The organism is Brasilonema sennae CENA114 (assembly GCF_006968745.1).
Lineage (GTDB): Bacteria > Cyanobacteriota > Cyanobacteriia > Cyanobacteriales > Nostocaceae > Brasilonema > Brasilonema sennae.
In genome coordinates, this window is record NZ_CP030118.1 from 193,134 (window position 1) to 218,016 (window position 24,883).

Below are 24,883 nucleotides of genomic sequence, written 5' to 3' on the forward strand. Positions count from 1 at the left end.
ATAACCAAAAAGAACATGCATTCAGAAGCTGAAACTTTATCTTTGAACACAAGTGTAACTTTAGGTGTTAACATCGCAGGTTATGTAAACAGTGAATTTGGTTTAGGCGAAGGAGTACGTTCAACTATTAGATCGCTTGAGGCTGTTAGTATTCCTTTCGTCATTAATAATTGTACTTTCAATACAATTCATAGAAAGTTCGATTCTACTTACACCAATTTCTCGGACGATAATCCTTATCCAATTAATATTATTCAGATAAATGCAGATATGATAAGTACTTTTATCAGTTCCGCTAAACCTGAATATTTTGAAAATAAGTATAATATTGGGTACTGGGTATGTGAACTTCCTGATTTTCCCAAAGAATGGCTAAAAGCATTCAATCTTTTTGATGAAATATGGACTCCCAGTAGTTACAGTGTGGAGGCGATAAGCGAAGCTTACTGTCAAGGGCAAAACGCACCACTATCACCTGTCCCAGTCCTTAAAGTTATGCACAGTATCTGGTTACCACAACCTACAGCAAGTAAACAATCACTGGGGCTACCAGATAATAAGTTTATTTTTCTCTTTATATTTGATTTTTACAGCGTATTTGAACGCAAAAATCCTATAGCAGTGATTGAAGCTTTTCAACGAGCCTTTGATAAAGATGAGCAAGTATTGCTCGTTATAAAATGTTCTAATGCTCAGAAGTTCCCTGATAAATATAAACAGTTAAAAGATTTAGCGCGAAATTTTAAAAATATAAAATTTATTGATAAATATTTGCTCAAAAATGATGTAAATGCTCTGATTTTTCATTCTGATTGCTATGTATCTTTACATCGTTCTGAAGGGTTTGGCTTAACTATTGCTGAGGCTATGTTCTATGGAAAACCAGTTATAGCCACTGCCTACTCAGGGAACACTGACTTTATGAATGTTACTAATAGTTTTCCTGTCAAGTATTCTTTAACTACCTTAACAGAAGATTATGGACATTACAAGAAGGGAAGTACATGGGCAGAACCAGATGTTGACCATGCAGCATATCTCATGCAATATGTTTTTAAAAATTATGAAGAAGCGAAGCAGATAGGTGCAAAAGCAGCTGAACACATGAGGTTTTACTTCAGCCCAAAAGTGATTGGTCAAAAGATGAAAAATCGATTGGAATATATAATCCAGAGAAGTAATAATTTGATAGAAACTCCTCAATTCCATACAGATTTCAAACACAAAGATGCAGAAATAGAACGATTAAAAGCTTTAGTTGACTACATGGAAAGAAGCAATTTTTGGCAACTGAGAAATCGGTGGTTTAAGCTAAAAGGGATATTACAATCAAAATTCAATTAATGCCTGAATTACAAAACATAAAACCTCGTCCACACTTACTAATTGTTAGTAATGATGTGGTAGATGCTAAAATGGCAGGTCCAGGGATGCGTTACTTGGAATTAGCGCGTGTTCTTAGTCAGGATTTGGATGTCACCCTTGCCATTCCCTCGGAAACGACTCTCCAAGTTCCCAATATAAAACTAGTACGTTACTGGGATGAACGCCCGAAAAGTTTACAAGTCCTGGTAGAAAACAGTGACATTACCTTGGTGTCTGGTTACATGGTAGAAAAATTTGCCTTCTTGCACCAGACACAAAAACGCATCGTTGTTGACCTTTATGATCCTTTTATTTTAGAAAATTTACATTACCACCTTAGCAAGCCACTCCCAGCACAGGAAAGCTTAAACAACCGCGCAGTAGATGTTACCAACAGCTTAGCTCGTTTAGGTGATTTTTTTATTTGTGGAAGCGATCGCCAACGAGATTTCTGGATCGGTTTACTCGCTTCCAATGGACGCATTAACCCCCGCAACTTTGCCAAAGATACCAGCCTGCGTTCTTTGATTGACGTTGTCGGAATCGGCTTTCTAAACCGAGAACCCCGTCCAAATCCTACATTGCGCGGTATACATCCTGGATTTCCAGAAGATGCTCGTATTGTATTATGGGGTGGCGGTATTTGGGACTGGCTCGATCCCCTAACTTTGGTAAAAGCTTGGACTGGTGTCATCGCTGAATACCCACAAGCACGACTCGTCTTTTTAGGAACGCGTCATCCCAACCCTCAGGTTCCTCCACATAAAATGGCGGAACAAGTTCAAGTGCTTGCTGCTGAAATTGGGGAAAAAGACCGTACCATTTTCTTTTACGAGTGGATACCATACGAAGAAAGAGAAGCGCTGTTGTGTGAAGCCGATATTGGTGTCACTCTTCATCCGCCACACATCGAAACTCGTTATTCGATTCGCACACGAGTACTAGATTATCTTTGGGCGCGTTTACCTGTACTTGTCAGTGAGGGAGATGTCACCAGTGAATGGGTAAAAGAGTATGGAGTTGGTAAAGCTGTCCCACCATTGGATGTAGAAGCAGTGAGAGTGGCGATCGCACAAATCTTAGAACGCCCCAAATCATCTTGGGCTTCAGCATTTGAACCCTTACGCGACTCCTTAAATTGGTCACAAGTCGTCGAACCTCTCCGCCGCTACTGTTTACAACCAGAGTACGCACCTGACCGACAAATACGTAAACTCGTCACACCGACCGTAGTAAAACGTGGTAAATTAGCGCGAGTCATTGAAATTTGGCGTACTGAGGGAAGTCGCGAACTTCTGCAACGTATTGGGAAAAAGTTTCGGCGGCGACTAAGCAATTCAAAATCACCGAAGACTTGATCCAAGGAAACCTGCGCTCAAACTTCTCTCAAAATTCAAAATTCCAAAATGTAAAAGTCAATAGAAACTACTAACTTGACATATCTCTACTTTTCTCTCTTATCTTGGCGTCCTTGGCGACTTGGCGGTTCGTTCAAATTATGAAAATTCTGCACGTTACTCAAGGTTATACCCCAGCAATTGGGGGTACAGAATTGCTCATTCAACGTGTTTCCGAAGAATTAGTTCGACAATTTGGCGATGAAGTCACAGTCTTCACCACAAATTGCTTCAATGGAGAAGGTTTTTTTAATCCAAAACTACCACGCTTGCAACCAGGTGACGAGGAAATAAATGGTGTCAAAGTGCGCCGTTTTCCAGTCAATAGCCGAATCAGCCAAATATTTCGATTTCCTCAAAAAGTTGCTTATCGTCTGCGTTTACCATTCAACCAGCATTTAAGAACAATAGCAGGAGGACCAATCATTCCTGGCTTAAAAAAAGCTATCCAAGAATATTCCGCTGATATTATTGCTGCTTCATCTTTTCCATTGTTACACATGTACGCAGCGCTTAACGGTGCTAGGGAGTCTGGAAGACCGTGTGTCCTTCATGGAGGAATACATCCGCAGGATGATTGGGCATTTCAACGCTCTAGAATTTATAGTGCTATTCAGCAATCTACTTATTATTTATCTAATACAAAATACGAAGCAGATTACGTTATCCAACAAGGAGTTTCACCTGAACGTGTAGCTGTCGTAGGAGTAGGAGTTGATCCAGAACCCTTTGCACAAATTTCCTCAACTCAAGCCAAAAACCATTTCGGTTTCAAAGAGCAACCAGTCGTAGGTTTTATTGGACAATTTGGAGGACACAAAGGAGTAGATACTCTTTTGCAAGCGATGACACTTGTTTGGAAATTTTTCCCTGATGTGCAACTTCTGCTAGCAGGAGCAAGGACAATGTTTGCAGAGAAAGTAGAAAATATTATCCATCAATTACCAGAGTCATATCAAAAGCAAGTCAAGCTTTACTATAACTTTTCTAATGAGGAAAAACCCCTCTTATTTTATGCTGTAGATGTGTTTGCTTATCCTTCTGGTTTTGAGTCTTTTGGAATTGCATTTCTAGAAGCTTGGGCTGCGAGTAAACCTGTGATTGGTTGTCGTGCTGGAGCAATACCTTGGGTAATAGACGAGGGAATAGATGGGCTTTTGGTAGATTATAAGAATCAAGAAATGCTAGCAGAAGCAATTATAGAGTTTTTAAAAAACTCTTCTTGGGCAACAACTTTGGGTAATGCTGGTCGTCAGAAAGTTTTATCAAGATACACTTGGAGTAAAGTCGCTCAGAATTTTAGAGAAGTTTATGTTGAAGCCATAAGACCAGATAATACCAAGTAGCCAACAAATAACAATAATGACAAACTGATATCAGGAGTAGCTTATACTCTAATTACACATCGCTATATAAAGAAGTTATCAAGTGGATTGAAGGATAATTCACTTCCTCGTTTTGGCATAATTTTAATTTCCTACCCCTATTCAATCACGAATAGGACTAAAGGAAACGACTATGAATATAGTGTGTAGAAATGGACATCTAGTTTCAGCAGGGTCAAAATTCTGTAACCACTGTGGTGATTCTGTGGTGATAGTACAATCCCAGGCAGTAAGTGCAACCTCACCAATAGAAAATGAGGATGAACCGTTGCAACCTGGGACATTCCTCCGTGAACGCTACATCATCCAGCAACAACTCGGTCAAGGAGGATTCGGGAGAACTTACCTAGCAGAAGACACGGGGCGGTTTCGTGAGAAATGTGTCATCAAAGAGTTTATGCCTGTAATGAAGAACACTGCTACCCTCAAAAAAGCAGAGGAATTGTTTCAACGAGAAGCCGCAACTCTTCACCAGCTTGAGCATCCACAGATTCCTCGATTCTGGGAGATATTTCGGCAAGAGAAACAGATTTTTATAGTTGTGGATTATATCGAGGGACGAACCTATAAGGAGCTACTTGAGCAACGCTTACAGCAAGGTCAATGCTTTAGTGACACAGAAATTTTAGAACTCCTTCAAAATCTGTTACCAATTCTCACTTATCTTCATAATCGAGGAGTCGTTCATCGAGATATCTCACCTGACAACATCATACTCCGTGCACATGACCATCTTCCTGTCTTGATTGACATGGGGGGAGTTAAACAAGTAGCACTCGAAGTCAGCACACTAACAGGTTCAGGACAAAATATGATGACTTCGTTGACTTGTGTGGGTAAAGTAGGTTATGCCCCAGATGAACAACTCCGCCTTGGATTAGTAGCTCCTCATAGCGATTTGTACGCTCTAGCAGTCTCAGTTCTGGTGCTTATGACAGGGAAAAAACCCCAGCAGTTGCTAGATCCACATACGCTGCAGTGGTTTTGGGAGAATGAACTGAGGTTAAACCCACTGTTGATAAAAACTCTTAGTCGAATGTTGGCACTAAGACCTAGCTCACGTTTTCAATCAGCACAGGAGGTTTTACAAGTTTTAAACCCCATTGTCTCTAGCAACAATCTTTCAAAGAAATACTCACAGCACCCAAAAAATTCTTCCCAGCAAGCTACCCAACCCTCTAATATTGGCAGACTGACTTTTGTTAAACAAAACTGGCAAGCTATTCCAAACCGCGTGAAGTTTCTAGTTCCAGCACTTGTTGCCATTACTGTAGGACTAATCTATGTTTTCTGGAAATATCAGCCGATTTTACTGTCGCTGGTGACACCAACAGATCTCAGTCGCGTTTCTAATTTGCAACTGCGTTCAATGCGTGAAGTGCAAAATGTGCCACAGGGTTTGTTCAACTACGGTGGTGCTCCTGCCTTTGCACCTGTCAATTCCGATAATATGAAAGATGCTATCAACCGAGCGCACCCAGAATTTCGCCTACGCTACACTGAACCCCCTAGTGGCAATCCTGGTTCCAGTACGGGTATCGAAATGCTGATCAAGGGTGAACTGACTTTTGCTCAAAGTGCTCGCACCCTTGAAGACGATGACTATAATAAAGCGAGAGCTAGGGGTTTTTCCTTAGAACAGGTGCCAATAGCTATTGACGGGGTTGTCTTCTACACTCATCCAAGCCTGACGATTCCTGGACTTTCCGTAGACCAACTCCAGGCGATTTTTAGGGGGCAGGTGACTAATTGGCAGCAGGTAGGGGGACCAAATATACCAATTGTAGCTGTCGGTTTGGATCCCAAAATTACCAGCGCACTCAAGTTACTGCTGGGCAGTGATGGCGACGACATCGGTTCCAATGTGAAGGTTGTCCGCGATTTCACCTCCGCTATTCGTAAGGTTGCCGCGACGCCAGGGGGGATTTCTTATGCTTCGGCTCCACTTATATTAAATCAGAAGACAATCCGTTCCATTGCGATCGCCAAAACTAACACCAAGCACTATGTGCAACCTTTTACAAATAATAAGCAAGTCAATCGACAAGCGTTTCAAGATGGCACTTACCCAATGACTCGCCGCTTTTTTATAGTCATCCGCCGCGATGACTCAGTCGATGAGAAGGCTGGAATTGCCTATGCTAGTATGTTGCTGTCTAAAGAAGGTCAGGGAATCATTGAGCAGACTGGGTTGGTTGCTATCCGTTAAAGTTAAGAAACTAATTGTTGTTGCCTTTAATAAGCATATTTTTTAAACTTCGGTTCCTATTGCTAAACGCAGTCCCCAGAATAAAATTAAAATTGCGATCGCCAACCAATCACCTCTTCTCAATCGTAAATCATGCCATTGCACACGATGTTCACTAGGACTCGTAAACCCCCGCACCGTCATAGCACTCGCCATTTGCTCTGCCCTGAGTAGCAAATTTTCCAACAGCCGTTCTGCTACTAACATCCAAACTTTAACAGCTCCTTTCAATCCTAACTTTTTCCAATTAATAGCTCTGGTCATTACAGAACGAATTAAATTCTGGATTTCTTCTAAAACGAGGGGAATAAATCGCAAAGATAAAGTTAAAGTCAAAGTTATTTCAGTCACAGGTAACTTCAAGCGTCGCAAGGGTTGCATTAAGCTTTCTATAGCAGCAGTGATTTCCTCTGTTGCAGTTGTCAACAGATACAGATTGCAACTGTAAATAAGGGTAAACCACATCGTACTCACACTGATTGCCAAATCCCATGAACGCCGAGTGACCTTAACTGGACCTTTGTCAAACAGCAGATACTTATAATCTTGCTGCTTATTGGCGGACATTGGTGCTGGAGTAGACTGACTCGAAGCTGATTGTTCTGTTAAAACTTGTTGGTTAGTCGGCAGGCGCGGTTGATACTTGATCCCAAGTCCATCAGGAGTGATAGCTATAACGATTAAAATAAAAAAGCAGAATGTCAACAGCCAGCCCATTTGCTGCTGCCAAACTCTTCGGGGGATTCTTGCTATTAAAGTAGCAACAATCAACAGTACCACCAACAGCACGCGCCATAAGTTATTGGCAAGAATGTAAGTTGTGAGAAAGCTCATCAACCAGATTAGCTTGACTCGTGGATCGAGTTTATGTAACCAAGTTTGAGGTTGTTCTAAGTAAAGCCCAATTGGCAGCGATCGCAGTAAATCCATTTATAATCATTAGTCGTTAGTGAGCCAGCACGGCGCAGGAGGGTTTCCCGACCTAGGTGACGGGCGTTCCCGAAGGGTCTTGGGGAGCCAGTTCTTGATGAGGGTTTCCCGACCTAGGAATCTGGCGTGGTTTCCCCCATGAGCGACTGCCGAAAGGGTTTCGCGACTTGAGGCGTCTGGCGTGGGGTTCCCCCCGTTGAAGCACCTGGCGTTTTCCCTCCGTAGGTGACGATCAGCCATCAGTCATTAGTCAATTGCCAAAGACTCATGACTGATGACTTGTGACCACTATTACACGCGGGTTGCTCGATTGGCATTAGTACCTTCGACTTCACGGGCTTTTTTACTCCGCCATAGTATACGGATAGGAGTTCCTTGAAAGCCCAAATGTTGCCGAAATTGTCGCTCGATATAGCGCCGGTAGTTATCGTTAAAGCGTTTAGAATCGTTGACAAACAATGCTATTGTAGGCGGTTGACTACTAACTTGTGTGCCATAGTAAATTTTGCCTTGGCGTCCAGCACGAGAGACTGTCGGCGAGTGCCAACCTATTGCTTCTTCCAAAACTTCGTTGATCACCGCTGTACTCACACGACGTTTGTGTGACTCGGCTGCTTTATCAACCAATTCCAAAATTTTTTCTACCCGTTGTCCAGTCAAGGCGCTGACAAAAATCATTTCTGCCCATTCAGTAAAATGCAGTCGTTCTTGCAGATGTTTTTCGTAATCATATATGGTGTAAGAGTCTTTTTCGACAGCATCCCACTTATTGACCACAATAATACAAGCTCGACCTTCTTCAGTAACCCGCCCAATTAATTTTTGGTCTTGCTCGGTGACACCATCAAGGGCATCTATCACCAATAAAACCACATCAGCGCGACGAATTGCTTTAAAAGCGCGGTTGATGCTAAAGAATTCCGGACCATATTCTACATTCTTCTTTTTGCGAATTCCTGCCGTATCAATCAAGCGGTAAATTTGCCCGTTTCGTTCCACAATAGTATCAATTGCATCACGGGTTGTACCAGAAATTGGGCTAACAATTGCCCTTGTTTCTCCCACAAAAGTATTCAATAAACTGGATTTTCCAACATTGGGACGTCCCACAATTGCTACTTTAATCTCGTTGGTTTCTGGTACTTCTGCTGTAGCAGGAAGGTAGTTAATCACTACGTCAAGTAAGTCTCCTGTACCACTTCCATGAATAGCAGAGATGGCGAAAGGTTCCCCCAAACCCAATTCCCAAAATTCGGCAGCTTGAATCAAACCTTGTTCTGGGGATTCGCATTTATTGACAGCTAGCAAAACAGGGACTTTTTGTTGTCGCAACCACTCAGCAATTTCTTCATCAGCCGGTGTTGGTCCTGTGCGACCATCTACTACAAAAATAGCAACACTTGCCTCTGCTAGGGCTGCCATTGCTTGTTGACGAATCAATGGTAAAAATTCGGTATCATCATTAAAGACTAAACCACCAGTATCAACAACTGTAAAGTCGCGATCGCGCCAGTATGCTGGTTTATAAGTGCGATCGCGCGTCACACCTGGTTGATCATGAACAATAGCAGATTGTTCCTCGGCAAGACGATTGACCAAGGTAGATTTGCCCACATTCGGGCGACCAATAATAGCAACTATAGGAAGACTCATAACCGGATGCACAATGCTCCAAATCTCTATTCTAGCGGTTTCAGCTGATACTATTGCCTGTTGCAGAAAAAACTCCGTAAACTTAGTTCACAGACAATAACTCACTTAAAAAGTTTTCTTAACTTTGGGTAACAAATTCTAATTATTCGTAACTACAAAAGCACCACCAACATTCAAAGCAATTCTGCCTCTTCAAAAACTTGTCTAACTGTTAACTCCAAACCAGGAAACAGAGTATCCACAATCGGCATATTATCACTGTAAACTTGACTTTCTTCAGCCGAGACAAAAACTTTGATAGTTATTGCTTCTGGATCGACAATCCAAACCCGTGACACTCCAGCATCAAAATAATCTCGTGCTTTGTCTTCAAATTCCTTCATTGTTTGGTCTGGAGAAATAATTTAGATTACCAATTCTGGAGGAACAGGACAAGCTTCATTGCGCTTCCAGCTTTTAGGTAAACTTTGGTAATCAATATAAGTCAAAGCGGGTACAGGTGCCCAATCTTGCCCCTGACGTTTTCAAATAATTGCCCACTTTGAACCGATTCTACCTTTTCCTTGACACCAAGTACGAAGCAAGAGTCACAGAGTTAATTATAAAGTCGAATGAAAGAATTTAGGAGAAACTTTAGGCACTGCATAACTATCTACAAACTCATAGTTGACATCTCCTTCTGGAAGCGCTCAAAAATCTTCTAATGTGATTTTTTTTCTGATACTTGTCTTAACCATAATAAGGTTACCTGTTGTTGATAAACATATTTTAAAAACTCTTGTTCTAAACCTTCTAGTTCAATACTGTTCAATCAAAACATATCGTTTTTTTCACAAATACCGAATACCACTTTCTAATCCTTGACAAACACCAGTCAGAAAATCTAAATCCAAAGTCTCAATAGTATCGCTGGGTTTATGATAGTTTGGATTTCGCATATTGGCTGTATCTGTCACCATCATTGCAGGATAACCTTGATCCCAAAAGTGTGCATGATCACTTCGTCGAGTCAGTGGAAGTATTAAACCTCTGTTAGGTACTGGTAGCCAATGGCTGGGTACGCCAACTTTACGAATACTGCGGCTAATAGAAATTAAGTCACGAATTGTGCGCCAATTGCCAATTAAAGCAATAAAATCGCCACGATTTGGGTAAAAGCGTTCTAAAGGAGATGGGTAAGTTTGCGAACCAGGGGTACGATCGCAATAGCCCAACATTTCTAGAGAAATCATTAACCGTAGCGGCTGATCTTGTTGTCGCAACTCGGCTGCATACTCAGAAGCACCAGAAGGACCTAATAAGCCGTATTCTTCCATATCAAAAGCTACCAGCCGCAGGGGATATTTTGTTGGTTGGGCAGCAAACATTCTTGCCAATTCCAGCAAAACTGCTATACCTGTAGCATTATCATCAGCGCCTGGCGTTCCAGGAACAGCATCATAATGGGCACCAATTAAAATAGGAGGCAAATCTCTTTTTTCGGACTCAGGTTGTGAAGGTAAATTCAAAATGAGGTTTTGACAAGTTTTGCTCCCGACTTTAAAGGTGTGGATTTCCACACTTCCCCATTGAGCAAATTGTTGACGAATGTATTCTTGGACAAAGAAATGTCCAGCAGTAGCTAGATAGGGATCGCGATCGCGGGCGATCGAGGTAAGGTGATTTTCGATTTCGTTCTTTAGATTCACAAATTAACTAACAAGGAACACTGTTTGACCATGTAATTCTCAACAGCAAGATACAATAAATCAAGCATTAGATCTAAACAAATTAATTTATAAGACACTATAGGAGAACAAAAACGCATGGGCAAGGTAGTCGGCATTGACTTGGGTACAACCAACTCAGTAGTTGCCGTCATGGAGGGTGGCAAGCCGGTGGTGATTGCCAATGCAGAAGGAATGCGAACGACTCCCTCCGTAGTTGGCTTCACCAAAGAAGGCGAAAGAGTTGTTGGGCAAATGGCACGACGGCAAACCCTCCTCAACCCACAAGATACCTTTTTCGCCGTTAAACGCTTCATTGGGCGCAGGTATGGCGAACTGAGTCCAGATTCCAAGCGAATCCCATATACTATCCGCAAAGATGAAGTTGGTAACATTAAAATTTCTTGTCCTCGTCTAAATAAAGATTTTGCTCCAGAAGAAATTTCCGCAATGGTACTAAAGAAACTGGCAGAGGACGCCAGTAAGTACTTGGGTAGTCCAGTGACAGGGGCAGTCATCACCGTACCTGCTTATTTTAATGATTCTCAGCGGCAAGCAACACGAGATGCTGGTAGAATAGCAGGTTTGGAAGTACTACGAATTCTCAATGAACCGACAGCCGCTTCTTTGGCTTACGGATTGGATCGCGGCAGCACTGAAACTATATTAGTCTTTGACTTGGGTGGTGGCACGTTTGATGTGTCGATTTTAGACGTTGGGGATGGAGTGTTTGAAGTCAGATCCACAAGTGGAGACACGCAACTCGGTGGTAACGATTTTGATAAAAAAATAGTCGATTGGTTGGCAGAGAAATTTTTGGAAACTGAAGGGGTAGATTTAAGACGCGATCGCTCAGCTTTACAACGTTTGTTAGAAGCAGCTGAAAAAGCCAAAATAGAACTTTCCTCTGTCAGCGTCACCGATATTAATTTACCTTTTATCGCTGCTGATCAAGAAGGCCCAAAACATCTCGAAACTCGTTTGACTCGTTCTGAGTTTGAAGGTTTGTCTGATGACTTACTTGGACGTGTACGCCTTCCAGTCAAACGCGCCATGAAAGACGCTGGTTTAACACCAGCAGATATTGATGAAGTAGTGCTGGTTGGTGGTGCTACCCGAATGCCAATGATACAGCAGGTTGTACGAGCAATGATTGGCAAACAACCCAACCAAAATGTCAATCCAGATGAAGTTGTGGCCGTAGGTGCAGCAATACAAGCGGGTATTCTCGCTGGTGAACTCAAGGATGTCCTGCTGTTAGATGTGACACCCCTGTCTTTGGGATTAGAAACCGTCAACGGCGTCATGAAAAAACTGATTCCCCGCAACACCACCATACCAGTACGCCGCTCTGATATTTTTTCCACATCAGAAAATAATCAAAATACAGTGGAAGTCCACGTCGTCCAAGGCGAACGGGAGATGGCAGTAGATAATAAGTCTCTCGGACGGTTTAAACTGTATGGTATTCCTCCAGCCCCACGTGGTATTCCGCAAGTACAAGTATCATTTGATATAGACGCCAACGGAATATTACAGGTGACCGCTCTGGATAGAACCACAGGCAGAGAACAAAGTATTACAGTTCAAGGTGCTTCTACCTTGAGCGAAGGGGAAATCAAGCAGGCAATTCAGGATGCTGAAAGATATGCTGAAATTGACAGAGAACGGAAAGAACGGGTAGAAAAACGCACTCGTGCTGAAGCATTGATTATCCAAGCAGAACGACAACTTAGAGAAGTGGCGTTGGATTTTGGCATGCAGCTTGCTCGCAGCCGCCGCCAAAGAATTGATAATATCTGCCGAGAACTGCGCGAAAGTTTGAAAGAAAATGATGACAGAGGGATTGACCAAGCTTACGCCGACTTGCAAGATGCCTTATATGATCTAAACCGTGAGATCCGCCAGTACTACGTTGATGATGAAGAGGATGACTTGTTTGGTACTATCCGTGAAATCTTCACTGGCGAAAAAGACCGAGATCCTCCCGGAGGAAACCGCCCAAGAGGCGATGATCGCGATTACCAAAGGGATACATACCGCGATTCGTTTGGAGGAAGCCGCCCAAGGGGCGATGGCGCAGAGCGCCCGCTGAGCCCTCCGGGCACGCTGCGCGAACGCGATGGGCGAAGCCCCGCCAGGGGCGATCGCGATTACTATGACACAGACAGGAACTATAACAAGGACTACAACAGAGATTATGACAGGAGAGATCGTTCCTCTGATAACACCGGTTCTTCACGCAAACCCCGTCCTAGCTACCAGGATAATTGGGATGATGACGATGATAATTGGTTATAACGTCTGATAGATATTAAGGCGGGAAACCCCGCCCCTAGTACCTCAAAAAAAGTATTAACAGATAAAATCAACAGAAAAAAAAGGTTGATTTTAAATTCGGATTTAGTAGTTTGTAAGAGGTAATAGGTAATTAGTTAGTCGTTAAAGAATTAATGAATAACCACTAAAAAAGTGAGAATTTAAAACTTAAAAATAAACAACTGAAACTATGCCAAATTTGCAGAATTTTCGGGATTACTACGAGATTTTAGGAGTAACGAAAGATGCGTCCAATGAAGATCTCAAAAAGAACTATCGACGGTTAGCGCGTCAGTATCACCCAGACCTCAATCCAGGAAACAAAGCAGCAGAAGAAAAATTTAAAGATATCGGAGAGGCTTATGAAGTTCTTTCTGACACAGCGAAACGGGCGCAATATGACCAATTTAGTCGCTTTTGGAAACAAAAAGGTTTTGACAAACAAGCAGCTTCACGAGAAAACGGCTGGAATCGTACAAACGGTCGTACCCGCAATCAAGAGGTAGATCCTGGTAGATATTCTGATTTTGATAGTTTTATCAATCAAGTCATTGGTGTAGGTGTTCGTAAAGACACCAAAAATGGAACTTCCACAACTGGAGTAGAGAGTGATCCCTTTAGTTCCACAAACAGAAAAGTTCAATACACAGTTAATTCTCGCCCCACTCGCCGAGATATAGAAGCAAGACTAACGTTACCATTGGAAAAAGCATACAAAGGTGGAAGCGAGAGGATTCGGCTTGAAGATGGGCGTTCGCTCGAAGTCAATATGCCTCCTGGTATGGTCACAGGTCAAACCATCCGCCTGAAAAACCAAGGTATCAATGATGGCGATTTATACTTAAAAATTACAGTAAACCCTCATTATTTATTTAAAATAGAAGGCTCAAATGTTTTTTGTCAGGTTCCAGTCACTCCCACTGAAGCAGTTTTAGGAGGACAGATAGAAGCGCCAACCTTAGACGGACCAGTAAAAATGTCTATTCCCCCCGGTGTACGTTCAGGTCAACGCTTCCGTCTTGCCAACAAAGGTTACCCCAAGGAAAACGGTGAACGTGGTGACCAATTGGTAGAAATTCAGATCGTAGCTCCAAAAAATATTACTGAACAAGAACGTGAACTTTACGAAAAGTTACGACAGATAGAAACCTTTAAACCCCGCACCGATTTGGTAAAATAGCGATGATGAATCGTTAATTGTTGGTAGTCGTTTGTGACCAAGCCTAAGGGCCCTTTGCTGTCTGGTACGCCAACGAAGCCGGTGTAGGGGTGTAGGGGTGTCAGGGATAATTAGCCCCTACACACGCCAGATACCTAGGTCGGGAAAACCTCCTATGGCACTTTGTGCCACGCTTCGCTATCAGTACTGGCTCCCCTATACTCTTACCCCCTTACATGCCTAGTAGCTGACAACTCACAACCAACAACCAATCACAGACTCGTGACGGATTTAAACTGCTGAGGGAATAATTAGGTTTAGAATATTAGAAAAAACGTTTAGCTAGGTGAGTGAAACGGCTGTGAATCAAAATGGGGCAATGCCACAAAGCAGCAAACCAACCTATTACTCCCTTCTAGGACTGCATCCCTCAGCATCGGTAATTGAAATCCGTCGTGCTTACCGGGAATTGAGCAAGCACTATCATCCAGATACGACAAAATTACCCACTGCTGTAGCAACTGCCAAATTTCAGCAACTCAACGAGGCGTATGCTACCTTAAGCAACCCAGAACGGCGGCTTAGCTACGACCTGAAAATTGGCTATTCCCGCTTTGGAGTCATCCAAGCACCCCCCGACTTGAATCACCCAGTTTCCTATTCTTACGACTGGTCTAAATCAGCTTACCTTGACGCCAGCGATCGCCCACTCAGCGCTGGTGAAATCTTTGCTTTGTTTATTTTAGGATTAACCCTTTTGGGTTGCTTGTTATTGGCGATCGCGATCGGCTTAACCCGTGGTGAAGGTGCCTTTCAAACACAAAGACTACATACTCCAGCAATACAACAACCCAATACCACTATTTCTCAACCAAGTGTCCCTTCAGAAATTCCAAATTAAAAACTAATTTTTAACTTTTTACCGAAAAGCTGGGTCTAAAGCCCCGTCCTTTTAGGACGGCTTTTCCAGAATTGACAGCGTATCCAAAAATACGGGATAATAATATTGCCCATAGTCTAAAAGACTATCGTGAGGCAGAGTTGGGTGCTCCCCATCTACAATGCTCAGCTGAGTGCGACATAGTGTAGGAAAGAGTAAAAAGCAATTGAATAAATCCTTTCAAACGCGGTCGGGCAGTCCGTGTGCGCTTGTGGACGTATCCAAACGGGGGTATTTTGAATGCTTGCATTTGAAGACCTAGGGAGGACGGATGAAGCAAGAATCCTCGCGCCTAAAGGTGCGATGAGTGTCAATATTGACTCTTGACTGAAATTATGGCTCTTCCTCCCCCGGAAACACCGTTATACAACCATGCTCTCCCCCAAATTGAATATTGGTTGAGAGAGCAAGGCTGTCAACGAGATGAACAACAACTGCATTGCTGGCGGCTACAGCGATCTACTTGGCAAGCAGAACTCTCGCTAGATATTGAGCAAATCATCGTGCGGTATCTCAAAGCTGGAGATGATGGACAAGATATCCAACGTGCGTTCAAGTATTCCCTCAGTCGAGAGGACATAGAACGGGCTGTTTTTTCCGGACCATAGAAGAAGGATACACAAGGTCAGGCAGTGTGAGAGTAAGGTAAAAAGAGGAAACGAGGCGCTCTTGTGGGGTGTTGGGGGGGAAGAAAAGAACATTAGCTCTTCTTCTGCCTTCTCCCTGGTCCGGTACTCATCCCCTCTTATCACACTTTGCCGAACCTACGCTCTCGTTGCTGATAAGCGCATAGGGCGCGATAAAATTCATTGCGGTTAAAATCCGGCCACAAGGCTTCTGTAATATAAATTTCTGCATAAGCGATTTGCCAGAGAAGGAAATTCGAGACCCGCATTTCCCCACTTGTACGGATTAATAAATCTGGGTCACAAACCCCTTCTGTATAGAGGTGACGTTCAAATGTTGCCTCATCAATTTCATCTGGTTGAAGCAAACCTTGCTGTGCTTTATGAGCAATTGTACGGCACGCCTGTAAAATCTCCTGTCTACCTCCGTAATTGGTTGCGACGGTGAATTTTATACCGCGATTGTTTCTTGTTTCTTCCATTGAATGAGAAATTTCTTTTTGAAGCCCAAGAGGTAAAACACTCAAATTACCCACAAATCTAATTTGAACATTTTCCTTCATCATTTCACGCAGTTCTTGGCGCAAAACTCGCTGAAATAAAGTCATCAAAAAATCGACTTCTTCGGTTGGTCTTCCCCAGTTCTCAGTTGAAAAAGCATAAGCTGTTAGCGCTCCAATTCCCCAATCATCACAACAACGTAGTAAATTTTTCAGCGCATCTACACCAGCTTTATGACCCATAATCCGGGGAAGACCTTGACGCTTAGCCCATCGACCATTGCCATCCATAATGACTGCAACGTGTCTGGGCAAGAATTCTTGTTTCAAGTCAGAGGGCAAATCTCGTAGTTCAGTGTGTTGTGCTGTCATTTTTTATCTCGTCGCGAAGCGGTCGATGGTAATCCGAGTAAACGTGAAATGAGTGCTAGTACCTTACTACGAATTTGACGACCCAAACTTAACAAACCAGGAGCACCAGGTTCGCGATCCACATTTGGAGAAAAGCGAGTATCGAGAGACTCTTTGAGCTTTGTGATCGTCAGCGGTCTATTTAAGGTACCTCGTTCCGCTAAGGAAATAGAACCCGTTTCTTCTGATACAACGACACAAATGCAATTTTCGACCCGCTCAGTAATTCCCATCGCCGCTCGGTGGCGTGTTCCCAACTGGCGTGAGGCTGTGCGTCCCGATAGCGGTAAGATTATACCTGATGCCACAATCCGTGAGCCACGAATTAACGTCGCCCCATCGTGTAATAAAGTTTTCGGCTGAAAAATTGTCTGTATAAGTTCCTTTGACACTTCGGCATTCAGCTTTACTCCTGGCACAGAAAAATCCCGCTCATCAATAGGACCAGTGGTTTCCAAAATGAGCAAAGCTCCAATTCGATTTTTTGACAGTTCTCTAACAGCATCAACAATTTCATCAATGACACTATTGTATTTGGGAACCGCCAGACGGGATGGTTGAAACAACTGCTGGAATTCACCGCGTCCTAATTGTTCCAAAAATCGGCGGAACTCTGATTGTAGAGCAACCGCCATTGCCACAGCACAGCCAATTACTAACTTTTCCAGTACAAAGTTCAGCAATAGTAGATGCAATCTGCTGCTGATTGCTGATGCGAGCATCAGAACAATAAATCCTCTAACCATCCACAATGTCCGGCGCTCATTAATAATGATAAGTATCATGTACGTGAGCGCCAGTACTAACCCTATATCCAGAGTCCCAATCAGCAAGGACTGTGACCTTTCTAGGTTTGTCAGCCATTGCGTCCACCAATCTCCCATGACTCTGGATTTAACCTTTTGCCTCTAATAAAGTGAATCAACAGTTAACAGCTCATAGCGTGATTAATTAATGAATGCCACTTGCGTGCTTTCTATAGTCTACTTACACAGGCTTTCCCCGAAAGCATTGCTTTTGTGTTCCTGTTTACCTGCTTCTTCTGGCAGGAGCTAATATCCTACGCGAAGAGACGCTTGCGCGTATGCTTTTGGCGTACGCTTGCGCCTACGGCAATTGCGCTACTGTCGGGAAACCCGTAAAAGTTTACCCTGAGCGCAGCCGAAGGGCACACTGCCTAATTCCACAGCGTTCCTTGCAGGAAACCTGAAGGACGCAGTGGCTCGTAATAACTAGCTTTTAAGTCTTTGCGGTAGGCAGTCCTGTCGAATTAAGTCCTGATAAGTTTCGCGTCGCAAAATCAAGTTTGCTTCGCCATTCGCTACTATAACAGCTGCCGGTCGGGGCAGACGATTGTAGTTAGATGCCATACTGTAATTGTAAGCACCAGTCGCAATAACTACAAGAATATCCCCAGATTCAATTTTTGGCACTCGGGCATCTTTTATTAGAATATCCCCAGATTCACAATGTTTGCCAGCTATTGTTACACTTTCTGTTATTGGAGCAGACATTCGGTTAGCAACGACTGCGCGATACACAGACTGGTATGTGATTGGCCGCGGATTGTCAGACATTCCTCCATCAACTGCTACATAGGTACGTATTTCTGGAATTACCTTGGATGAACCAATAGAGTATGCTGTCACACAAGCTGTTCCAATCAGTGAACGCCCTGGTTCAGATAATAATTTGGGCAAAGGCAAATTGTTTGCAGCACAAGCTTGTTGAATAACTTCACAAATCGGTTTCACCCACTCTTCTATGCTAGGTGGATCATCCGATTCTGTATACTTAATCCCTAAGCCGCCTCCCACATTCAACTCTTTGATCGATAAACCATATCCAGCAGCTTTATTTAGCCACTGCACCATCACCGCAGCTAAATCTTGATGAGGTTGACGTTCAAAAATTTGGGAACCTATGTGAGCATGTAATCCCAGACAGTTAATCACAGATTGTTGACTGACAAAAGTAAACAAATCATCTAGTTGATTGGGATCAAAGCCAAATTTGCTATCTAAATGTCCCGTGCGAATATACTCGTGGGTGTGACATTCGATACCTGGCGTTAAACGCAACATGATGCGGATAGAACGTTGTGTTGCTGTTTGTTTAGCTATATCCACCAAAGTACGTAACTCATACCAGTTATCTACTACAATGATGCAGCCAGACTCAATGGCAAAAGTTAGTTCTTGGTGGGATTTATTATTGCCGTGGAAATAGATTTTATCGGGATTGACACCCGCACTCAGGGCTGTATAGAGTTCACCCCCAGAGACGACATCTATTCCTAAACCAGCATCGTGTGCGATCGCACAAACAGAAATACAACTCCACGCTTTGGAAGCGTACAGTACCTGAGATTCCCCCTTGTAATAACGTTTGAAGCTGTCTTGATATTGACGACAAGCTGTTCGCAGGGTTTGCTCATCTAAAATATAGAGCGGTGATCCAAATTGTTCAACTAACGTTGTGACGTCACAACCGCCAATTTCGAGATGATCATGATTGTTAACTCTGGCTGTTAACGGCAAAAGTTGCTGATTTGGTGAAAGACTGATGTTTTGAGGGTTTGCTTGTGGTAAATACTGACTACCAGAATATTGAACCCCAGCAGGGTGTGTCGATACCATAACTATAAGATTTGTCCTTCTCTAAATTATAGGCGTGAGTAATTCCTCCGCTTCTCAGTTTACAAAGGCGTTGTACTTTTACGAATAAGTGTGAGCAAATTAGAATTAGAAATCAAACACCTCACTTCAGCAGATTTGAGTGCAGTGCTGGAACTCGACCAAATCTGCTTCGGTGGTTTATGGACTCTCGAAGGCTACCAACGCGAGTTAGATAGCCCTAACAGTGATTTATTGGGTTTGTTCTCTGGTGTATCTGTTGTCAGGCTACTAGGAATAAGTTGTTTTTGGTCAATTTTAGATGAAGCTCACATCACTATCTTGGCGGTTCATCCTCAATACCACCGTCAAGGTTTTGGACAGGCTCTTTTGTATTCTGTGCTGAAAAATGCTTGCAGACGCGGTTTAGAGCGAGCAACCCTCGAAGTGCGAGCTTCTAATTCAGCAGCAATTTCTTTATATGAAAAATTTGGCTTTAAAATAGCCGGGCGGCGGCGGCGCTATTACAAAGATGATGAAGACGCGCTGATTTTATGGCTTGGAAATTTGCAACAGCCACAATTTCAGAAAACTTTATATGACTGGGACATTATCATTCGCGATCGCTTGACAAAAGCATCCTAGTCCTCTTACTTACCTGCTTTGATGAAAATTTCTGTTTATTTTCTAAAATAACATAAGAAAATCTCATAAAGTTCAAAAAAAGCTTGAGATGAAACTGAGAATATGATATTAGGTGTTATTTGGGATTGAATAAAAAACTTTTTAATCCAGCCACTTATTATCCGTGGTCAAGCCTAAAAAGGTAAATAAGATTACGCTCCTCAGCACACTGACCGTACAAAAGTAAAGAAAATTAAATAAAAGTCATGAAAAATTAGCAATTGTCCCACCAAGCTGGGTCAAACATTGTCGGATGTCTATTTGTTTATACAAGCATCCGCAATCTTTGCCTGTGCTAAAATCAGCGTACCGGCACGACGCAGGTGATGGGATGAATGCCATATGTTTGAACGCTTCACAGAAAAAGCCATAAAGGTAATTATGCTAGCCCAAGAAGAAGCTCGCCGTCTTGGGCATAATTTCGTAGGTACCGAGCAGATCCTCCTGGGTCTGATTGGAGAAGGTACCGGAGTAGCGGCTAAGGTGCTGAAGTCTATGGGTGTCAATCTCAAAGACGCTCGGATTGAAGTAGAAAAAATCATAGGTCGAGGCTCCGGCTTTGTCGCTGTGGAAATTCCGTTTACGCCACGGGCAAAGCGCGTTCTGGAACTATCCTTGGAAGAAGCGCGCCAATTAGGGCATAACTACATTGGCACCGAGCATCTGCTGTTGGGCTTGATCCGAGAAGGGGAAGGTGTAGCAGCCAGAGTTCTAGAAAACCTAGGAGTGGACCTTTCTAAGGTAAGAACCCAAGTGATCCGAATGCTGGGAGAAACAGCTGAGGTGAGCGCTGGTGGTCAACCACGTGGAAATAAAACCCCGACATTGGACGAGTTTGGCTCAAATCTGACCCAAATGGCAGCAGATGGCAAACTCGATCCTGTAGTAGGACGCGCCAAAGAAATTGAACGGGTGATCCAGATTTTGGGTCGGCGGACAAAAAATAATCCCGTCCTGATTGGGGAACCAGGGGTAGGTAAAACCGCGATCGCCGAAGGTTTAGCACAACGCATTGCTAATAAAGATGTCCCCGACATCTTAGAAGACAAACGTGTGGTAACCCTGGATATCGGTTTACTTGTCGCCGGAACCAAGTACCGGGGTGAATTTGAAGAACGCCTGAAAAAAATCATGGATGAAATCCGTCAGGCGGGCAATGTTGTTCTCGTGATTGACGAAGTCCACACCTTAATTGGTGCAGGTGCGGCAGAAGGCGCAATCGATGCAGCAAATATCCTCAAACCCGCCTTGGCGCGAGGTGAATTGCAATGCATCGGAGCCACAACTCTAGATGAATACCGCAAACACATCGAGCGGGATGCAGCCCTAGAGCGCCGCTTCCAGCCAGTCATGGTGGGTGAACCGTCAGTTGATGAGACGATTGAGATTCTCTATGGACTGCGCGAGCGCTACGAACAGCACCACAAGCTGAAAATCTCCGATGAAGCTTTGCTTGCAGCGGCGAAGTTATCTGATAGATATATCAGTGACCGTTACCTTCCAGATAAAGCAATCGACTTGATTGACGAAGCAGGAAGTCGGGTTCGCTTGATTAACTCGCAATTACCCCCTGCAGCTAAAGAATTGGACAAAGAACTGCGTCAGATTTTGAAAGAAAAAGACGATGCAGTCCGCGCTCAAGACTTTGATAGAGCTGGGGAGTTGCGCGATCGCGAAATGGAAATCAAAGCCGAAATTCGCGCCATTGCTCAAAGCAAGACCAACGGTAGTCGCACTGAAGGTGACGAACCTGTCGTTACCGAAGAAGACATTGCTCACATTGTCGCTTCCTGGACAGGAGTTCCGGTGAACAAACTCACCGAATCTGAATCCGAGAAGCTGCTGCACATGGAAGACACCCTGCATCAACGCTTGATTGGTCAAGAAGATGCTGTCAAAGCAGTTTCACGTGCAATTCGTCGCGCTCGTGTCGGTTTGAAAAATCCTAATCGACCCATTGCTAGCTTCATTTTCTCTGGTCCAACAGGTGTAGGTAAAACCGAGTTAGCAAAAGCTTTGGCTTCTTACTTCTTCGGTTCCGAAGAAGCGATGATTCGCCTAGATATGTCGGAATATATGGAGCGCCATACCGTCAGCAAGCTGATTGGTTCGCCTCCTGGTTATGTCGGATATAACGAAGGTGGTCAACTGACCGAAGCTGTGCGTCGTCGTCCTTACACAGTTGTGCTATTCGACGAAATCGAAAAAGCACACCCCGACGTCTTTAATATGCTATTGCAAATTTTAGAAGACGGTCGCTTAACCGATGCGAAAGGTCGCACCGTAGACTTCAAGAACACCTTGCTGATTTTGACTTCCAATATCGGTTCCAAGGTAATCGAGAAGAGTGGTAGCGGCTTCGGCTTTGATGTCGCTGAAGATCAAACAGAAGCGCAATACAACCGGATTAAATCCTTGGTTAACGAAGAACTCAAGCAATACTTCCGTCCTGAGTTCCTCAACCGACTGGATGAAATCATCGTCTTCCGTCAATTGAGCAAAGAAGAGGTCTCTCAAATCGCCACGATCATGCTCAAGGAAGTGTTTGGTCGCTTGACAGAAAAAGGCATCACACTGGAAGTCACCGATAGATTCAACAACCGTCTCATCGAAGAAGGTTATAGCCCTAGCTACGGCGCAAGACCATTACGTCGGGCAATTATGCGCTTGTTAGAAGATAGCCTAGCGGAAGAGATTCTGTCTGGTCGCATTAAAGATGGTGATACAGCCATTGTTGATGTGGATGACACTGGTAATGTGATTGTCAGAGCTGAACAGCGCCGGGAATTGTTGACCCCTGTCGTTGAATAGAAACAAAGAAGACTTAATATTTCTTTATTCTTCTGATAAAACAAAGGTAGAGCATCCAACAGCTCTACCTTTTTTTGTATTTCATCTTTTGATTAGTTGAATTTATAAATTTGAATAAAAATAATATTTTATTCTATCAATCAACTTATTTAAAGTGAAAACATCAAGTACTTTAGTGGAGGCTTCATAGAAGTAAAGCCGCCGAACTCTGGTGAAGAAATCAAACGTGAACTACCCCGCCGTATAGGCGGACGGGGCTTCTGTACTCATAGGCGAGTGCCCTAAATGAGACTTTCGTCCCATCTTGGGTCTTACCTCCCCTCCTACAGCACCAGACGGCTGAACCTTCCGCCCTTACGGGTTCGCGAGTTGCTCCACTTGGGGAGACCCCAAGACCGCACTGGCTCACCTTTAGCACTTCGACACCGCTCAGTGCAAGCATTCTGATTCCTTCCGCTCTAATGTTGATGGCTGCATTACCATCTCGATCATGATGAGTACCGCAATGAGGGCAAGTCCATTCCCTCACATCTAACGGCATTTCACCCATCTGATAGAAACAATTAGAGCACAGTTTAGAACTGGGAAACCATCTGTCAATTTAAACCAACTTTGCACCTTCGCGTTCTAGCTTGTAAGCTAAAAAGTTGGTAAAAGTTCCCCATCCACAATTAGATATTGCTTTTGCTAACTTGTGATGGGGATGTAAGACCAAAGTCTTCAGGACGTAAAAAATCTATGAAGGCTGAGGCAATCCCCAATGAATTGGGAAGCTTACACTGACCTAACGGTACAGTGTAGGTAGTTCACTCGTCAATCTGCCAAAAGTCCTTGGTCACATTTTCATCCAAAATCTTCTTTGGTCGCACAATCACAATAATTTTCCCAAGTATGGGAATTTCCGGTGCTGTTTCAAACCATTGGAAATCTAATTCACCAGAGTTATCAACAACAAAGTAACTGTTAGAGTCCCATTCTCGCTCTTGCCGATCTACAACAACTAACACAGGTTGTGAGGAATTTTGTGTTTGGTTGGGAAAGCTATTGCTCTTGCACAAAATCACCACTGGATCTTCTGCACTCAACAAAATCTGCCAACCTGGTAACGCTACCCAAGCTTGCTCTCCAGCAAACTTGACCATACCAAATGGTTCTATCCCTTCTACTATGGGTACTGCTTTGAAATCTTGTGCGGTTATTGGCAACTCACCCACAACTGGTATCATACGCGGTAATTCTTCCTCAGAGTCCAGGCGATAAAAGGGCAACAAGGGAGCAGGACGTTTGGGGACTACCGTAAAATCTGTTAATAACTGTTCGATTTGCTTCCTTGCTGTTTGTGAGTGAGCGAAACGTAAACCTTTTGCTATCAGGCGGGAGCGTTCTTGTAAGTCTGAGTTTTGGCGGGCGAGTTTCCAACAGTGATATGCTACAGCATCTCCCGGATGACTTTCAAACCCCTCTGGTAGGGTACCAAAGCGAGAGAAATCCTTTACTGCTTTGGCGACTTCCCGCGCCTCATCAATGTCAAGTTTGTGCAGGAAGGTGAGTTCTGCAGCTGCTGCGCGTTCTTCTTGGGTGAGTAGGCGTAGTTCGTACAAAACATCACTACCTCGTGTTGAGTAATGCGATCGCGCTGCTTGAGATGCACCAACCTTTTCTATGGAATTGTATACTTGAGAGCCAACAACGACTTGATTTTGTTGTATCGGCTCAAATCCAGTTCCTTCAAATATGGCTTGGGGATCATAACCAAGTTTTTGCAGTTGGGCGATCGCAATTCCCCATTCCACCCAGGTGCCTTGCTTTTGTCTGAGCTTTCGCACCAATTCTTGTGCGATTTCACTATTATCCGAATTTTGAGGATTGGGTGGTTGGTCAGTCATAATCCACTAACAACTTCAAGGGAGAGCAGTTCATTGCTTGTTGCATTTTACCAAAAACGGTGATTCAAATCGCCTCCGTCTTCATACGCTCAACCGATGTTTCTTTATATTTCCTGTAGCTGAGTATTTCTATCGATTCAGCAAGTGAAGTTTTACAATATTATTGCTTACGTCTTATAGCAAAATGTTTTTTCTTTTTTAAATTACGTTTTTATACTGAAAAATCAAAATTAGTCGCCTAATTTTTT

Annotated in this window: 19 protein-coding genes and 1 pseudogene; 10 read left to right on the top strand and 10 right to left on the bottom strand. The window is 43.4% G+C overall.

Features of this window, described 5'->3' with window-relative positions; all coding sequences use genetic code 11:
* The first annotated feature begins 15 nt into the window (after nt 1–15).
* The 4 genes from DP114_RS00795 (at nt 16) to DP114_RS00810 (ending at nt 6,356) form a co-directional block, all read left to right on the top strand.
* Nucleotides 16–1,344 carry a glycosyltransferase gene (locus DP114_RS00795; RefSeq protein WP_171975195.1) on the top strand — a complete coding sequence of 443 codons (1,329 nt, stop codon included), beginning with the start codon at nt 16–18 and terminating at the stop codon, nt 1,342–1,344.
* Nucleotides 1,344–2,723, top strand: a complete 1,380-nt coding sequence (locus DP114_RS00800; RefSeq protein ID WP_171975196.1) for a glycosyltransferase family protein — start codon at nt 1,344–1,346, stop codon at nt 2,721–2,723. The genes DP114_RS00795 and DP114_RS00800 overlap by 1 nt, the downstream gene beginning before the upstream one ends.
* Before the next feature lie 140 nt (nt 2,724–2,863).
* Nucleotides 2,864–4,108, top strand: a complete 1,245-nt coding sequence (locus tag DP114_RS00805) for a glycosyltransferase family 4 protein (protein ID WP_171975197.1) — start codon at nt 2,864–2,866, stop codon at nt 4,106–4,108.
* A 172-nt stretch (nt 4,109–4,280) separates the two neighbouring features.
* Nucleotides 4,281–6,356, top strand: a complete 2,076-nt coding sequence (locus tag DP114_RS00810) for a serine/threonine-protein kinase (protein ID WP_171975198.1) — start codon at nt 4,281–4,283, stop codon at nt 6,354–6,356.
* Between the two features lie 42 nt (nt 6,357–6,398).
* On the opposite strand, the gene DP114_RS00815 is transcribed toward DP114_RS00810, so the two are convergent.
* The 5 genes from DP114_RS00815 to DP114_RS00835 all read right to left on the bottom strand — a co-directional run bounded on the left by DP114_RS00815 (nt 6,399) and on the right by DP114_RS00835 (nt 10,666).
* Nucleotides 6,399–7,325, bottom strand: coding sequence for an energy-coupling factor transporter transmembrane component T family protein (locus DP114_RS00815; protein WP_171975199.1), 927 nt, complete (start codon nt 7,323–7,325; stop codon nt 6,399–6,401).
* Nucleotides 7,326–7,377: 52 nt separating this feature from the next.
* Nucleotides 7,378–7,530 carry a hypothetical protein gene (locus DP114_RS00820; protein ID WP_171975200.1) on the bottom strand — a complete coding sequence of 51 codons (153 nt, stop codon included), beginning with the start codon at nt 7,528–7,530 and terminating at the stop codon, nt 7,378–7,380.
* Between the two features lie 86 nt (nt 7,531–7,616).
* Nucleotides 7,617–8,978, bottom strand: a complete 1,362-nt coding sequence (gene der, locus DP114_RS00825) for a ribosome biogenesis GTPase Der (protein WP_169263961.1) — start codon at nt 8,976–8,978, stop codon at nt 7,617–7,619.
* A 173-nt stretch (nt 8,979–9,151) separates the two neighbouring features.
* The gene (locus DP114_RS35995; protein ID WP_318284531.1) at nt 9,152–9,382 is read right to left on the bottom strand and encodes a Uma2 family endonuclease; all 231 of its coding nucleotides are present in this window, start codon (nt 9,380–9,382) and stop codon (nt 9,152–9,154) included.
* A 426-nt stretch (nt 9,383–9,808) separates the two neighbouring features.
* Nucleotides 9,809–10,666, bottom strand: a complete 858-nt coding sequence (locus tag DP114_RS00835) for a M28 family peptidase (RefSeq protein WP_169263962.1) — start codon at nt 10,664–10,666, stop codon at nt 9,809–9,811.
* 117 nt (nt 10,667–10,783) lie between these two features.
* On the opposite strand from DP114_RS00835, the gene dnaK reads away from it, so the two are divergent.
* From dnaK to DP114_RS00855, 4 genes are all read left to right on the top strand, one after another.
* Nucleotides 10,784–12,985, top strand: coding sequence for a molecular chaperone DnaK (gene dnaK / locus DP114_RS00840; protein WP_171975201.1), 2,202 nt, complete (start codon nt 10,784–10,786; stop codon nt 12,983–12,985).
* A 208-nt stretch (nt 12,986–13,193) separates the two neighbouring features.
* A complete protein-coding gene (locus DP114_RS00845; protein ID WP_169263964.1) occupies nt 13,194–14,183 on the top strand; it encodes a DnaJ C-terminal domain-containing protein in 990 nt (329 codons plus the stop codon).
* Nucleotides 14,184–14,541: 358 nt separating this feature from the next.
* Nucleotides 14,542–15,063 (top strand): J domain-containing protein, encoded by a 522-nt coding sequence (locus DP114_RS00850; RefSeq protein ID WP_169263979.1) that lies wholly within the window; start codon nt 14,542–14,544, stop codon nt 15,061–15,063.
* A gap of 374 nt (nt 15,064–15,437) precedes the next feature.
* Nucleotides 15,438–15,710, top strand: coding sequence for a DUF3143 domain-containing protein (locus DP114_RS00855; protein ID WP_169263965.1), 273 nt, complete (start codon nt 15,438–15,440; stop codon nt 15,708–15,710).
* Nucleotides 15,711–15,850: 140 nt separating this feature from the next.
* On the opposite strand, the gene uppS is transcribed toward DP114_RS00855, so the two are convergent.
* The 3 genes from uppS to lysA form a co-directional block, all read right to left on the bottom strand.
* Entirely contained in the window at nt 15,851–16,600 is a 750-nt protein-coding gene (uppS, locus tag DP114_RS00860) for a polyprenyl diphosphate synthase (protein ID WP_169263966.1), read from the bottom strand.
* Complete coding sequence (cdaA, locus tag DP114_RS00865; RefSeq protein ID WP_171975202.1) at nt 16,597–17,523, bottom strand: diadenylate cyclase CdaA; 927 nt, start codon at nt 17,521–17,523, stop codon at nt 16,597–16,599. The genes uppS and cdaA overlap by 4 nt, the downstream gene beginning before the upstream one ends.
* Nucleotides 17,524–17,871: 348 nt before the next feature.
* A complete protein-coding gene (gene lysA, locus DP114_RS00870; RefSeq protein ID WP_169263968.1) occupies nt 17,872–19,278 on the bottom strand; it encodes a diaminopimelate decarboxylase in 1,407 nt (468 codons plus the stop codon).
* Between the two features lie 90 nt (nt 19,279–19,368).
* On the opposite strand from lysA, the gene rimI reads away from it, so the two are divergent.
* Together rimI and DP114_RS00880 are read left to right on the top strand one after the other, a co-directional pair.
* Nucleotides 19,369–19,899, top strand: coding sequence for a ribosomal protein S18-alanine N-acetyltransferase (rimI, locus tag DP114_RS00875; RefSeq protein WP_169263969.1), 531 nt, complete (start codon nt 19,369–19,371; stop codon nt 19,897–19,899).
* A 381-nt stretch (nt 19,900–20,280) separates the two neighbouring features.
* Nucleotides 20,281–22,749, top strand: a complete 2,469-nt coding sequence (locus DP114_RS00880; protein ID WP_171975203.1) for an ATP-dependent Clp protease ATP-binding subunit — start codon at nt 20,281–20,283, stop codon at nt 22,747–22,749.
* A 231-nt stretch (nt 22,750–22,980) separates the two neighbouring features.
* Here DP114_RS00880 and DP114_RS00885 read toward each other — a convergent pair.
* Both DP114_RS00885 and DP114_RS00890 read right to left on the bottom strand, forming a co-directional pair.
* Nucleotides 22,981–23,449: pseudogene (locus tag DP114_RS00885) on the bottom strand (RNA-guided endonuclease InsQ/TnpB family protein); the annotation flags it as partial.
* A 106-nt stretch (nt 23,450–23,555) separates the two neighbouring features.
* Entirely contained in the window at nt 23,556–24,635 is a 1,080-nt protein-coding gene (locus DP114_RS00890) for a RuBisCO accumulation factor 1 (protein WP_171975204.1), read from the bottom strand.
* Nucleotides 24,636–24,883: the final 248 nt, after the last annotated feature.